Origin of the sequence: Cupriavidus cauae (assembly GCF_026210475.1) — a bacterium.
Taxonomy (GTDB): domain Bacteria; phylum Pseudomonadota; class Gammaproteobacteria; order Burkholderiales; family Burkholderiaceae; genus Cupriavidus; species Cupriavidus cauae.
The window spans coordinates 2,137,295-2,150,103 of record NZ_CP080293.1 but is presented as its reverse complement, the minus strand read 5'-3'; the positions used below and the strand labels follow the sequence as shown (position 1 = coordinate 2,150,103).

16 protein-coding genes and 1 tRNA gene are annotated in these 12,809 nt (G+C 66.6%); 11 read left to right on the top strand and 6 right to left on the bottom strand.

Annotated elements, in window-relative coordinates; all coding sequences use genetic code 11:
• The first annotated feature begins 322 nt into the window (after positions 1–322).
• Both KZ686_RS09695 and KZ686_RS09690 read left to right on the top strand, forming a co-directional pair.
• Positions 323–2,167: an FAD-dependent oxidoreductase gene (locus tag KZ686_RS09695; protein WP_265632309.1), complete on the top strand. Its 1,845-nt coding sequence runs from the start codon at positions 323–325 to the stop codon at positions 2,165–2,167.
• Positions 2,164–3,153, top strand: coding sequence for an aldo/keto reductase (locus tag KZ686_RS09690; protein ID WP_150082182.1), 990 nt, complete (start codon positions 2,164–2,166; stop codon positions 3,151–3,153). Before KZ686_RS09695 ends, KZ686_RS09690 begins: the two co-directional genes overlap by 4 nt.
• A gap of 144 nt (positions 3,154–3,297) precedes the next feature.
• Here the strand turns inward: KZ686_RS09690 and KZ686_RS09685 are convergent, their stop codons facing one another.
• Positions 3,298–3,576, bottom strand: coding sequence for a hypothetical protein (locus KZ686_RS09685; RefSeq protein ID WP_149319204.1), 279 nt, complete (start codon positions 3,574–3,576; stop codon positions 3,298–3,300).
• Positions 3,577–3,688: 112 nt separating this feature from the next.
• On the opposite strand from KZ686_RS09685, the gene KZ686_RS09680 reads away from it, so the two are divergent.
• The 8 genes from KZ686_RS09680 (at position 3,689) to KZ686_RS09645 (ending at position 7,692) form a co-directional block, all read left to right on the top strand.
• Positions 3,689–4,069, top strand: coding sequence for a YkvA family protein (locus KZ686_RS09680; protein WP_226106559.1), 381 nt, complete (start codon positions 3,689–3,691; stop codon positions 4,067–4,069).
• Positions 4,070–4,210: 141 nt separating this feature from the next.
• On the top strand, positions 4,211–4,435 hold the full coding sequence (locus KZ686_RS09675; RefSeq protein ID WP_149319205.1) for a DUF2188 domain-containing protein: 225 nt from the start codon (positions 4,211–4,213) through the stop codon (positions 4,433–4,435).
• A 34-nt stretch (positions 4,436–4,469) separates the two neighbouring features.
• Positions 4,470–4,721 (top strand): DUF2188 domain-containing protein, encoded by a 252-nt coding sequence (locus KZ686_RS09670; protein WP_187829258.1) that lies wholly within the window; start codon positions 4,470–4,472, stop codon positions 4,719–4,721.
• 64 nt (positions 4,722–4,785) lie between these two features.
• Positions 4,786–5,073, top strand: coding sequence for a DUF2188 domain-containing protein (locus KZ686_RS09665; protein WP_265632308.1), 288 nt, complete (start codon positions 4,786–4,788; stop codon positions 5,071–5,073).
• Positions 5,074–5,185: 112 nt separating this feature from the next.
• Positions 5,186–5,827: a sugar O-acetyltransferase gene (locus tag KZ686_RS09660; protein ID WP_265632307.1), complete on the top strand. Its 642-nt coding sequence runs from the start codon at positions 5,186–5,188 to the stop codon at positions 5,825–5,827.
• Between the two features lie 34 nt (positions 5,828–5,861).
• Positions 5,862–6,413: a GNAT family N-acetyltransferase gene (locus KZ686_RS09655; RefSeq protein WP_265632306.1), complete on the top strand. Its 552-nt coding sequence runs from the start codon at positions 5,862–5,864 to the stop codon at positions 6,411–6,413.
• Between the two features lie 58 nt (positions 6,414–6,471).
• Positions 6,472–6,906 (top strand): hypothetical protein, encoded by a 435-nt coding sequence (locus KZ686_RS09650; protein ID WP_265632305.1) that lies wholly within the window; start codon positions 6,472–6,474, stop codon positions 6,904–6,906.
• Between the two features lie 552 nt (positions 6,907–7,458).
• The gene (locus KZ686_RS09645; RefSeq protein ID WP_149319210.1) at positions 7,459–7,692 is read left to right on the top strand and encodes a hypothetical protein; all 234 of its coding nucleotides are present in this window, start codon (positions 7,459–7,461) and stop codon (positions 7,690–7,692) included.
• Between the two features lie 479 nt (positions 7,693–8,171).
• On the opposite strand, the gene KZ686_RS09640 is transcribed toward KZ686_RS09645, so the two are convergent.
• A complete protein-coding gene (locus KZ686_RS09640) occupies positions 8,172–8,402 on the bottom strand; it encodes a hypothetical protein (RefSeq protein ID WP_149319211.1) in 231 nt (76 codons plus the stop codon).
• A gap of 224 nt (positions 8,403–8,626) precedes the next feature.
• Between KZ686_RS09640 and KZ686_RS25470 the strand changes: the two genes are divergently transcribed.
• Positions 8,627–8,998 carry a DUF2188 domain-containing protein gene (locus KZ686_RS25470; protein WP_322784861.1) on the top strand — a complete coding sequence of 124 codons (372 nt, stop codon included), beginning with the start codon at positions 8,627–8,629 and terminating at the stop codon, positions 8,996–8,998.
• A gap of 87 nt (positions 8,999–9,085) precedes the next feature.
• Here the strand turns inward: KZ686_RS25470 and KZ686_RS09630 are convergent.
• From KZ686_RS09630 to pheT, 4 genes are all read right to left on the bottom strand, one after another.
• Positions 9,086–9,162: transfer RNA gene (locus tag KZ686_RS09630), tRNA-Pro, on the bottom strand.
• Positions 9,163–9,220: 58 nt separating this feature from the next.
• Positions 9,221–9,664, bottom strand: coding sequence for a MerR family transcriptional regulator (locus tag KZ686_RS09625; protein ID WP_226109054.1), 444 nt, complete (start codon positions 9,662–9,664; stop codon positions 9,221–9,223).
• A gap of 160 nt (positions 9,665–9,824) precedes the next feature.
• Entirely contained in the window at positions 9,825–10,241 is a 417-nt protein-coding gene (locus tag KZ686_RS09620; protein ID WP_149319226.1) for an integration host factor subunit alpha, read from the bottom strand.
• 61 nt (positions 10,242–10,302) lie between these two features.
• A complete protein-coding gene (gene pheT, locus KZ686_RS09615; RefSeq protein ID WP_265632304.1) occupies positions 10,303–12,750 on the bottom strand; it encodes a phenylalanine--tRNA ligase subunit beta in 2,448 nt (815 codons plus the stop codon).
• Positions 12,751–12,809: the final 59 nt, after the last annotated feature.

The window sequence follows — 12,809 nt, the reverse complement described above, 5'->3', positions numbered from 1 at the left end:
ATCGCAAAGACGATTACGTGGGCTTTTGCGCAGGGTATCGCGAAGACAATCGCCAAAACATTTGCGCACAAAGTCGCCAAGACAATCGCCAAGACAATCGCGAAGGCCATCGCATGCCCCTTCGCACAGGCCCTCGCGCACGCACTACGCTGGCACGCGCTCTTGCGCAGCGCAACACTGCGTGTGGCAACGTACGGACGCTGGCCACCCTGGCCCATAGATTGTGCGTGTCGAACCGGCCCATGCCTCTCGCGCCCCACCCGGGCGCGCGGCAGGCCGTGCCGCGTCATCCCGCGATCGCCAGGCTGCCGGAGAACCTCCCATGGTACTGCGTCCCCCCTCGCACCAAGCGAGCTTGCGTACGACCGTCTGCGTGGTCGGCTCAGGGCCTGCCGGCATCACCTGCGCGATGGAGCTCGCCCGCCGCGGCATCGCCGTGATGCTGGTCGAAAGCGGCGGCGAAACCTTCCAGGACGAAGCGCAGGCGATGTGCGACGCCGAGCTCGCCGATGCGCGCCGCCATGCGACGATGCAGGATGCCGTGCGGCGCGCGTTCGGCGGTACGTCGTGGCTCTGGGGCGGGCGCTGCATCCCCTTCGATCCGATCGACTTCGAGCCGCGCGACTACGCGCCCGGCACCGCCTGGCCGATCCGCTACGAAGAACTGTCGCCGTACTATGCGCGCGCCTGCGAGTACACCAACTGCGGCCAACCTGCCTTCACGCTCGATCGCCTCGCCGCCGAATCGGCGAGCCGGCCCATCACCGCGCGCTTCCAGCCTGGCGACGTGATCGCCTCCGATCTGGAGCGCTGGAGCGGCGAACCCAACTTCGCGCGCCGCTATCGCGACTGGTTCGAGCGCGAGCCCAGCGTGCAGCTGCTGCTCGGCGCCACCTGTGTCGATATCGAACCCAGCGCGGACCGCGAGCATGTCGCCAGCATCGTGGTGGCCCGCGGCGCCGCACGCACGCGCATCGTCGCCGACCATTTCGTGCTGGCCTGCGGCGGGCTGGAAGCGACGCGCCTGCTGCTGAACGTCAATGCGCGGCACGGCGATCGCCTCGGCAATCGCAGCGGCCTGCTGGGCCGGCACTACATGGGCCACATCTCCGGCAAGATCGCCAGCGTGCGGTTCGATTCGGAGGCGGCGCGCACAATCTACCATTTCGAGCGCGATGCGCAGGGCTTCTATGCGCGGCGGCGCTTCACCGTGCCGGCCCGCGTGCAGCGCGAACAGCAGTTGCTGAATACCGCGATGTGGCTGGACAACCATCCTCCCGCCGATCCCGCGCACGGCAACGGCATCCTGTCGTTCGCATACCTGGCGCTGTGCACGCCGGTGATCAGCCGCTATCTGGCGCCGCCGGCGATCGCCAAGCTGGTCGCCAACGCCAGTGCGCGCAAGGACCGCGGCGCCCATGTCCGCAACGTCTGCAAGGACCTCGCCAAGATCGCGACCTTCGTGCCGCCCTTCGTCTATCGGCGCTACTTCGCGCGGCCGCGGCTGCCCGGCTTCTTCCTGCCGAGCCCGAACAATGTCTATGCGCTGCACTACCATGCCGAGCAGTTGCCCTCGCGCGAGAGCCGCGTGACGCTGGCCGAGACCGCCGACTGCCACGGCATGCGGCGGCTGCGGATCGATCTGCGCTATCAGCACGCGGACGCCGATTCGGTGGTGCGCTGCCATGCGTTGCTGGACCGGCATCTGCGCAAGACCAGTGCCGGCCGGCTCGAATACTGGATGCCGGAGGCCGAGCGCGTCGACGCGGTGCTGGCGCAGGCCGCCGACGGCTTCCACCAGATCGGCACCGCGCGCATGGCGGCGCACTGGCGCGACGGCGTGGTGGACCCCCGCTGCCGCGTGTTCGGCACCGACAATCTGTACGTCGCCAGCAGCGCGGTATTTCCGTCGTCCGGACAGGCCAATCCGACGCTGACCATCGTCGCGCTGTCGGCGCGTATCGCCGACGACATCGCGGCACAGCTCGCCAGACCGAACGCGAGCGATGCGGCAAGCAATACCGCAAACGAGACCGAGAACCGAAACGACGCCCGCATGCCTAACGACATGCCGACCGACGCGACGCCCGTGGCGGATCGGAATCCCCCGTCCGTCGAACCGATCGACGAGCCCGTTGCCGTAGCGACCGCAGGAGCGCCAAGGTGAGTGAGCATTCCCAGGAATTGTCGGGCCGATTGGGTTTCGGTTGTGCTCCCATGCTGGGCCGGGTGGGCAGGAAGGAATCGCTGCGGGCGCTGGCGGTCGCGTATGACAACGGCATCCGTCATTTCGACGTCGCGCGGTCCTACGGTTTTGGGGAAGCCGAGGCGCTGCTCGGCGAGTTCCTCGCCGGCAAGCGCCAGCACGTCACCGTCACCAGCAAGTTCGGCGTGGTGCCCCCGCGCAATACGCGCGCGCTGAGCCTGGCCAAGAGCCTGGCGCGCGGCTGGATCAAGCGCATGCCCGGGGGCCGCCGCATGGTCCATGCCGCCTCGCGTGCCGCGCTGTCGCAGCGCAACTATGAGGTCGGCTATGCGCGCGCGTGCCTGGAGCAATCGCTGCGCCAGTTGCGCAGCGAGCGCATCGATTACTACCTGGTTCACGAACCGCTTTCGCCGGAGGTGCTGACCGACGAGCTACAGCGCTTCCTGGACGAGGCCCAGCGCGACGGCAAGATCGGCCAGTGGGGCGTGACCATCGATTCGCCGGAGATCAGTGCCACACCGATGGCGCAGCAGGCGCCGGCGTGGCTGTTCGAGGCCAATCTGAACGTGCTCGACCGGCTGCATGCCGGCATGGGCGCCGGCCGGCAGCGTTTCCTGTCGCGGCCCTATGGCGGCGGGCCCGACAGCCTGGCGGCCAGCGCCGCCAGCCGGCCGGTGCGGGACGCCGTCAGCAAGCTGGGGCTGGAGGAACTGACCGAACAGGAGCTGGCGATGCACTTCGCGCTGAGCCTCGCCGGCGAGCACGGCATCGTCATCACCTCGATGTTTTCCGAGCAGCATATCCGCGAGAACCTGTCGCTGCTGGACCGGTATCGCGCGCTGGGCGAGCGCGGGCCCGCGCTGGCGCCCACCATTCTGGGCGGCGGTTCGCCCCGCCCTTGCCGCAACGGGCCCTGCACCGATATGCCGGAACACGAGCCGGCATGAGAGGGTGAATTTGCGCTTCGGCTGCGCTTGGGGTCGCTTTGGGGGCGCTTGAGCGGCGGCGCTTGGAAGTGCGCCGAGGTTGCGCCGAGGTTGCGCTGAAGTTGCGCCCGGGTTGCGCTCAGGGTCCGCAGATCGTGACGCCTGTCACGATGCCGGCGCGAATGGATCCGTTGGCGCGGCGGGGTTGTCGGACAGATCGAACTCGTCGCGCACCTTGTCGACCACGGCGCGAATCGCGCGCTCATGGCCGCGCACATGGCCGAAGCCCTGCATATCCCAATTGCGCCCGCGCGCATCGCGCGGATGCGGCTGCGGCACGGGCACCCGCACCTTCAATCCCTCGTCGACGATCTCGTCCAGTCGCTGGATACGCCGGCTCACTTCGTCCTGCAGCGCACGTGCGGGCCGTTCGCGCTTGGCCATGATGTTCTCTCCCGTGACCTCGATCGGGCCATGCTAGCATGCGCGCTGCCGCGCCAACGTGCGCTATCCGCTCCAGCCCCTTCTTTCTCCCGCCATCCGTGCCATCCCCGTCATGCTCGAGACCTTGCGCGCGTGGGCCGGACGACTGCGGCGCGACGTGCTGACGCTGTGGTTCGCCTGCCGCCATCCCGCGACGCCCTGGCTGACCCGCGGCCTGTGCGCGTTGATCGTCGCCTATGCGTTCAGCCCCATCGATCTGATTCCCGACTTCGTGCCGGTGCTCGGCTACCTCGACGAGATCGTCCTGCTGCCCGCGCTGATCTGGTGCGCGCTGCGCACGCTGCCTGCGCCCCTGGCCGACTCCTGCCGCGAGCAGGCCCGCCGGTGGCTCGACGAGCGGCGTGGCAAGCCCCGCAGCTACTGGGGCGCCGCGATGGTGGTGGCCCTGTGGCTGGGGGCGGCGCTGCTTGCATGGCGGTGGTGGCACGGCTGAAGCCCCGCTGCGCCACGCGCCGCCTCCGCGGCCTTTGGCGCGCGCGCCATCCCGCGTCCGCTTACTGTCGGACAGCCACCGATACCAGGCGCCCCGCCCCCGCTCTAGAAAGGAAGAAAGTTCCGATCAAGAGGTGCCACCATGGCAGGACGCAATATCCATGTGACGCCGCATGGCAGCGGCTGGAATGTCAGCCGCGAAGGCGAACCCGTCGCCAGCTCGCATCACGAGACCCAGGAAGAAGCCATCGAGGTCGCCACCGACGCCGCGCGGCGCGACCGTGTCGAATTGCTGGTGCATGGGCGCGACGGGCAGATCCGCATGCGCAACAGCTTCGGCCACGATCCGGCGGCGTCCAAGGGATGACGTAGGACGAACTCGCATACTGAGCGGCATCCCGATGCACTACGATGCAAGTTCCCTCCGCTCTCGACCGAAGACCATGCCTCGCAACTTCGTATTGAAAGCCACCCATACCGGATGGGAATTGACCGTCGAAGGCCAGGCGCAATCGATCCTGCGCTACGACGGCCGCGATGACGCCCTGCAGCTCGCCATGGCCGCCGCCCGGCGGCGCGGCGTGGGCCTGCTGGTCCAGGAGGCCGACGGCGAAATCCGCCGCCTGACCGAACAGGAAAGCCTGGCGGCTTGACCCCCGGCAGCGCGGTGGCCAGGGCCGCCATGCCCCCGCCCGCTGCCGGCAATGGAACACGACCATGAACCGTACCGTCCACGTGCTGCCCGCCGACCGCGGCTGGGCGGTGACCGTCGAAGACACCGACGACGCCACCTCGCACTACCCTTCGCAGGAAGAAGCCATCGCGGCCGGACGCGAAAAGGCCAGCAAGGACCAGGTCGAACTGGTCATTCACGGGCCGGATGGACAGGTCCAGCAGCGCACGCGCTATGACGGCGGCGATGGCCGTGGCCATGAGGGCGATGCGGGCGATGGTGGTGCCGACGGCGGTGGCGGTGGCGATGGCGGTGGCGATGGCGGCGATTGACGGGCGGGCGTGCAGGCCGCAGGCGAACCTGCCTGATCGAATTCCACTCGGCCAAGTCCGCAACAACGTCCTGCTATGATCGGCCGCGCGACAACGAACCCTCAGCCTACCCATGTCGAGTACCGGCACCGATAACACCGAGCACACCGATCACACCGAGCACATCGACCATCGCAGCCAGAAGGAAAGGATGCTTGCCGGCGATCTCTATATCGCCGAAGACCCGGAATTGCAGGCCGCATCGCGCCGCGCGTATCGCCTGTCGCGCGAATACGAGACGCGCTATGCCGTCGACCTCGACAGCGCCCAACAGGTCCTGGATGAAATGCTCGGCGCCGTCGGTCCGGACGTCAATATCAAGCCACCGCTTTACGTCGACTACGGCAAGTACATTACGGTCGGCGCGCGTACCTTCGCCAATTACGGATTGATGGCACTGGACGTCGCGCCGATCACGATCGGTGAAGACGTGCAGATCGGGCCCAATGTGCAATTGCTGACGCCGACACACCCGGTCGATCCGGAATTGCGGCGGCAGAAATACGAAGCCGCCAAACCCATCGTGATCGGTAACAACGTCTGGCTCGGCGGCGGCGCGATCGTGCTGGCGGGCGTCACGATCGGCGAGAACAGCGTGATCGGCGCGGGTGCGGTGGTCACGCGCGATATTCCGCCGAATGTGGTCGCGGCAGGCAATCCCGCGCGCGTGATCCGCGAGATCGCGCAGCCGCCGAACGACGGCGCCGAGGCATGATGCCGTCGAACACTACTCACAGCGTGCGCCAGCAATGACGCCGCTGATCCGGGCTGCGACCGGCAGCGACGCGTCATCGCTGCCGGACATCGAACGCTCCGCCGCCGAGCTGTTCAGGACCGTCCCGGCATTGGCATGGATCGCCGACGACGACGTCCTGTCCCCGGAAGTCCACCTTCGCTTCATTGCGGCGGGCACTGAATGGGTCGCGGAGGACGACACCGGCAAAGTGCGCGGCTTTATCAGCGCCGAGCGGTTCGGGCAAGCGCTGCATATCTGGGAACTCGCCGTTCATCGCGATTGCCAGGGCCAGGGCTACGGCCGCGCCCTGGTCTCGCAGGCCATTGCGCATGCACGTCGGCAACGACTGGCGGCCGTCACGCTGACCACATTTCGCGACCTCCCGTGGAACGGGCCGTTCTACGGCCGGCTGGGATTCGATGCGATCGAAGGCGATGCCCTCGATGAACGGCTCACCGCCGTGCTCGAGCACGAACGCGAACTTGGCTTGCCGGTGCATCTGCGCTGCGCGATGCGGCTCACGCTGGATGCGACTGACGCTGGATGCGTGCCACACCGGCAATGATGCCGCCCCGCCGGCATCGCCGTAGAATCGCCGATATTCGAAACCGATGGGACTTCGTATGGCACGCTCGAACCGACTGCATCGCGCCCTGCTGGCCGCCCTCGTCGCGACGGCCGCTTACCCCACCGCCGCCCAGTACAGCAGCCCATTGACGGACTCGCAACGACAGGCGCTCGACCGCGCCATCGGCACCTTGCGCACGCCCGCGGACCGCAATGTCGCCAGTCAATGGAGCGACGCCAAGAAAGTCGCCGAAGTCATGTGCCGCCCGCTGGCCCTGCAGGAACTGAAGCGCACCGATGCCAAGGTCGATCGCGTTTTCCTCAGCGACGACACGCCGCAAAGCCTGAGCTTGAAAGGCAATACCGTACTCGAAGGAAACGGCCAGGCACGCGGCCGCAGCGGTTGGCGCAATTTCACCTTCACCTGCCGGCTCGATCCGCAAACGGCACGGGCCACGGCGTTCGAGGCGACGTTCGAGGGGCGGAAATAATGCTGCGGGTCCGGCGCCGCCGTGTTCGCAACGCGGCCTGTGGAAGCGAACAATAAAAAAGCCCGATGCCATGAAGGCATCGGGCAAATGCAACCGACCAGGAAATAGGCTCGGACGGGACACGGCGACCGGCGCATTGCCGCTGATTGGGGGCAGCGGCGCTGTTGCCGGCCTACGCACCTCGTCCTCGCCTCGCGATACCTTAGTGGCGGCGCGCCATACCTCATACTGAAAACGGGCTCGGTTCTGTAGACAAGCGTCGGCACTGGCAGAAGCGCAAAGCCATGAAGGCTCCATCATCGCGAAAAGGACGCGCTCAGGCCCCGCGGCGCAGCTCTTCCTTGTTGGCCCGCTGTGCTGCCATTCGTCTACCAGGGCCGCAATCCGAATTGGCTCAGAGAGCCCGAACGCGTATCGGTGCGCCCGGCGAGCGCGCCCGCTCTCCGAAGCCGAGGGCTCAGCATTCGAATGTGAAAGAAGGAAACTCGAATCCGACAGAAGCTCCTCCGACTGATGGCGTAATGGCTGCCCGGCCCTTTCCAAGGAGGAGATATGCCGTTCTGCAACGACACCCGCTATTTCACGCAAGAGGAAGACCCCGCCTACGAGCTCGTCCTGGCGCCCGGCGCGCAAGCCCCGTACTCGGGCATCTACCGATGTGAGGGCTGCGGTTCCAGCGCCATCTCAACCCGCGAACATCCCTTGCCGCCGCAGAACCACCATGTTCATGGGGCACTGCAGGGACACATTCGCTGGCGGCTGATCGCGAGAACGACGCACCCGTAACCCCGATGCCCGCTTTGGGTTGACCGTCAGGCCGGTACCGAGAACGCCCGATGAATTTCATCGGGCGTTTTGTCTTGGCGCCACGCCAGGGCGGCGCTGGGGGATGGCGGGCACCAGGCACCGCCTTCCTCGGATGGCGCACGCCCAATGAAAAAAGCCCGATACCAATGAAGGTATCGGGCAAATGCAACCGACTAGGAAATAGGCTCGGGCGGGACGCGGCGACCGGCGCATTGCCGCTGATGGGGGCAGCGGCATTGTTGCCGGCCTACACATCCCGCCCTTGCCTGCCGATACATTAGTTCGAGGCGGGCACCTCTCATACTGAAAACGGGCGCGGTTCTGTAGACAACCGACGAGCGCATCGCAAGCGCGAAGCCATGATCGTCCGATCCTCGCGAAAGCCTCCCGCGCCTACACAACAAAAAGCCCGCGTGGCTGCGACCACGCGGGCTTTCTTGCACTGCCTCGCCGCGCTTCTACTCGTCTTCCAATGCCGCAATCAAGGCGTCCGCGTACTGAACGGCCCGCTTCGCGGCAGCCTCCACTTCCATTTCTCCCGACATGCTGGTGACCAGTCCCTGCATCGCCATCGCGGCGAAATGCACGCGCTGACTTGTCGACGAGGCAGCGTAGTACGACATGTCGTCGAGACGTTCGACGATCTCTCTCAGATGCTTGACCAGCTCTTGCGAATGGCTTTCGTCCATACGTTCCTCCCTTCAGGGGTTGGGGAGCTGTCATGGTGCCAAGCCGATCGCGAACAAAGAAGCGGGCGGTGACGGGAATCGTCGATACTGGGGCGGAAATCGAAGGTTTGCAGTGCACGTCTTCGGGTCTGCTCCATCCATGAGGCGTGGCAGTGGCACGCCGACGCCTCCGAAGCGGTGCGCAACGACCTCGGCGGAGGACGAGCTGCAACCCTCCGACGGCCATGGACGATGACGAGCGGCGATCAATAAGCCAACAGTCGATGGCCACCTTGCCATTCGCCCGCTCGCTTCCCCGTGTCGGACGTGGCCCGATACCGGTCCCCGATGCCCTCGCGTACAACTCGAACAACATCCCAAAGGAGGCAACCATGGCAGGAAATGTCCACGTCGTGCCGGAAGCCGACGGCAAATGGGCGGTCCGGATTGAAGGCACTGACGGCACCGGCCCGACTTACGAAACCCAACAGGATGCCATTGCATCCGGCACCGAAGCAGCACAGCAGGCAAAGGTCGAGCTGATCATCCACGGCCGCGACGGCCAGATCCGCGAGCGAAACAGCTTCGGCAACCATCCGCGCGACATCAAGGGGTAGACAGGGTCGGGACGCGGCCGGCTTGAAGGGGCTACCCCGCCAAAAGGCAAAAGCCCGCGTAATCTTCCGATTACGCGGGCTTCAATTTGGTCGGGGCGAGAGGATTTGAACCTCCGACCACCTGCACCCCATGCAGGTACGCTACCAGGCTGCGCTACGCCCCGAAAGCACAAGAGTATATCAGAAGCCCCACCGAAATGAATAGGCGGTGGAGCGCATTTTTTAGTCCTTGGCGGCGATCTGCTTCAGTTGCGCAAGCACGTGCTGGACCTCGATCAGTTCGCCGCGCAAGGCGGGAACATCCACCGTCAATACGGACGCCGCAGGTGCGATGCCCGTGCTCGCCGAGGGCAGCGGCGCGGCTTCTTCCGGCATGGCCGGTTCGGCGTGATGGCGCCCTTCGTCGAGCCGGTTGCGCGCGCCGTTGATGGTGAAGCCTTGCTCGTACAGCAGCTCGCGGATGCGGCGGATCAGCAGCACCTCGTGGTGCTGGTAGTAGCGCCGGTTGCCGCGCCGCTTGACGGGTTTGAGTTGCGTGAATTCCTGTTCCCAATAGCGCAGCACGTGCGGCTTGACGGCGCACAGTTCGCTCACTTCACCGATGGTGAAATAGCGCTTGGCGGGAATGGGCGGCAACGTGATGCGCTCGCTCGATTTATCCGACATGCAGTGGACGGACGGGTTTCAGGCCGGGCCGGCGGTGGTTGGAGGGGAATGGCGCCGATTCGGCGCGCAGCAGCAGCATACAGACTGGCCGCGGCAGCGGCAATGGACCGCGCGGGATGGCTATCGACGGTCAGTCAGCCAGGGCGGTAAGTCAGGTCAATCAGTCGCTGGGCGCCAGGCCGGCGCGTTCCTCCACCAGGCTCTTGAGCTTCTGGCTGGCGTGGAAGGTCACCACGCGGCGGGCGGTGATCGGAATGATTTCGCCGGTCTTCGGATTGCGGCCGGGGCGTTGCGGCTTGTCGCGCAACTGGAAGTTGCCGAAGCCGGACAGCTTGACGCTGTCGCCCTGCTCCAACGCTTCGCGGATCACGTCGAAGAAGGCTTCGACCATGTCCTTCGATTCACGCTTGTTGAGACCGACCTGATCGAACAGCATCTCGGCGAGTTCGGCCTTGGTCAGGGTCGGGACCTCGGTGACGCGCGGTTCCGGCGTTTCGTCCGCCTGCGTAGCCGCGTGCCGGTCGCCAGCTTCGCCCAATGCTGCTGCGGTCATCAGAGTCGCGTGTTGGTCGTTCATCTCGTCAGTCTGCCGCCCGGATGCGGGTGCCCGGGCGGCCCATTCAGGGTTCGGGCTGTGGCTAGCCGCGCAGCCGGGCGCCGAAGGCGGCGGTGGCGGCTTCGACCATGCAGCGCACGGCGCTGTCGACGGTCTCGTCCTGGAGGGTCGCCCCAGTATCTTGCAAGGTCAAGCGGAAGGCAAGGCTTTTCTCGTCCGCGCCGATGGCCGCCGAAGCGGCCTTCGGGCGGAATTCGTCGAACAGCACCAGGCTCTGCAGATAGCGGCCGAAGCCCTGCTTGTCGAGCGCGGCGCGCATCGCATCGGTCAGGTCCTGCACGCGCACGGTTTGCTTGACCACCAACGCCAGGTCGCGCACGGCGGCCGGGAATTTCGAGATCTCGGTGTAGCCCGGCAGACCGATGTCGCGCACCGCATCCAGGTCCAGTTCGAACAGCACCGGCGCGTTGCTCAGCTCATAGGCCTGCAGCCACTGCGGATGCAATTCGCCGATGACGCCGATCGGCTTGCCCTCGAGCAGCACGGTGGCGGCGCGGCCCGGATGCAGCGCGGGATGCGAGACCGGCTCGAAGCGCGCCTGGCGCGGATGCAGCAGCGCCTCGACATCGCCCTTGATGTCGAAGAAGTCCACCGGTCGCGTCGGCACGCCCCACTGCTCCTCGAAGGCGGGGCCACAGGCGATGCCAGCCACGCGCATCGGCTGATCGTAGCCGGCCACGGTCAGGCCGCCATCGCCGGTGCCGGCATTGCGCAGGAACACGCGGCCGACCTCGAACAGGCGCACACGCGCGGCCTTGCGATTGAGGTTGTAGCGGACCTTGTCGAGCAGCCCGCCGATCAGCGTCGAGCGCATCACGGCCAGCTGGCTGGCGATCGGATTCAGCAGGCGGATCGGATTGTCGTTGGCGGCGAAATCGCGCTCCCACTTCTCCTCGACGAAGGCGAAGTTGATCACCTCCTGATAGTCGCGGGCGGCAACGGCATGGCGGACTGCATGGGTCGAACGGCGCGCCTCGCCGGTCGGACGCATCTCGCTCTCGGCCACCGGCGGCCGCGCCGGAATGCGCTCGAAGCCGTAGATGCGGGCGACTTCCTCGATCAGGTCCTCTTCGATTTCCAGATCGAAGCGATAGCTCGGCGGCGTGACCTCGAACACGGTGCCTTCGGCGCCCTCGCCCTGCGTGAACGGCAGGCCCAGGCGCTGGAACACGTCGGCGATCTCGGCGGGGTTCAGCGCGATGCCGAGCACGCGCTCGGCGCGCGCGACGCGCAGCCGCACCGGCGGACGCTGCGGCAGGTTGACCGCCTGATCGTCGACCGGGCCGGCCTGGCCCCCGCAGATCTGCAGGATCAGCGCGGTAATACGCTCGATATGCTCGACCGTGGTCGCATAGTCGACGCCGCGCTCGAAGCGATGCGCGGCATCGGTCGAGAAGTTGTAGCGGCGCGCGCGGCCCTGGATCGCCTGCGGCCACCAGAAGGCGGCCTCCAGATAGATATTGGTGGTGTCCAGTGTCACGGCGGTGCTGTCGCCACCCATGATGCCGGCCAGGCTCTCGATTTCCTTGTCGTCGGCGATCACGCCGACGGTCTCGTCGACCTCGACGGTATTGCCGTTCAGCAGCTTCAGCTGCTCGCCCTTGCGGCCCCAGCGCACGTCGAGCCCGCCGTGGATCTTGTCCAGATCGAACACGTGCGAGGGACGGCCCAGCTCGAGCATCACGTAGTTCGAGATGTCGACCAGCGCCGAGATGCTGCGCTGGCCGGCGCGCTCGAGCCGCTGCACCATCCACGCCGGCGTCGCGGCACGGGCATTGACGCCGCGGATCACGCGGCCGCTGAATCGGCCGCACAGATCGGGCGCGGAAATCTTCACCGGCAGGCGGTCGTCGATCGTGACCGCCACCGGCTCCATCGCCGGCAGCGTCAGCGGTGCGCCCGTCAGCGCCGCGACTTCGCGCGCGACGCCGTGGATCGACAGGCAGTCGGCCTTGTTCGGCGTCAGCTTGATCACGAAGACCTGGTCGTCGAGGTCCAGGTAGCGGCGGATGTTCTCGCCGACCGGCGCGTCCTCGGGCAGGATCAGCAGGCCTTCATGGTCCTCGGACAGCTTCAGCTCGCGCGCCGAGCACAGCATGCCGTAGCTCTCGACGCCACGCAGCTTGCCGACCTTGATCTCGAACGGCTTGCCGCCCGCTTCGGTCGGCGGCAGCACCGCGCCCACCAGCGCGCACGGCACCAGGATGCCCGGCTTGACGTTGGGCGCGCCGCAGACGATCTGCAGCGTCTCGCCGGTGCCGGCATCGACCTGGCAGACGTTGAGGCGATCGGCGTTCGGATGGCGCTCGGTGGCCAGCACGCGGGCGACCACGATCTTGTCGAACGGCGGCGCGACCGGCCCGACCTCCTCGACTTCCAGCCCGGCCATGGTCAGGCGGTGCGAAAGCGCGTCGGTGGTCAGATTGTCGGGATTGACGAAGGTACGAAGCCAGGATTCCGAGAATTGCATGGCGCTACTGATCCGGTGGGTATGCTGTGGGCGGCGGCATGGCGCCGCCAGGGTTCGAC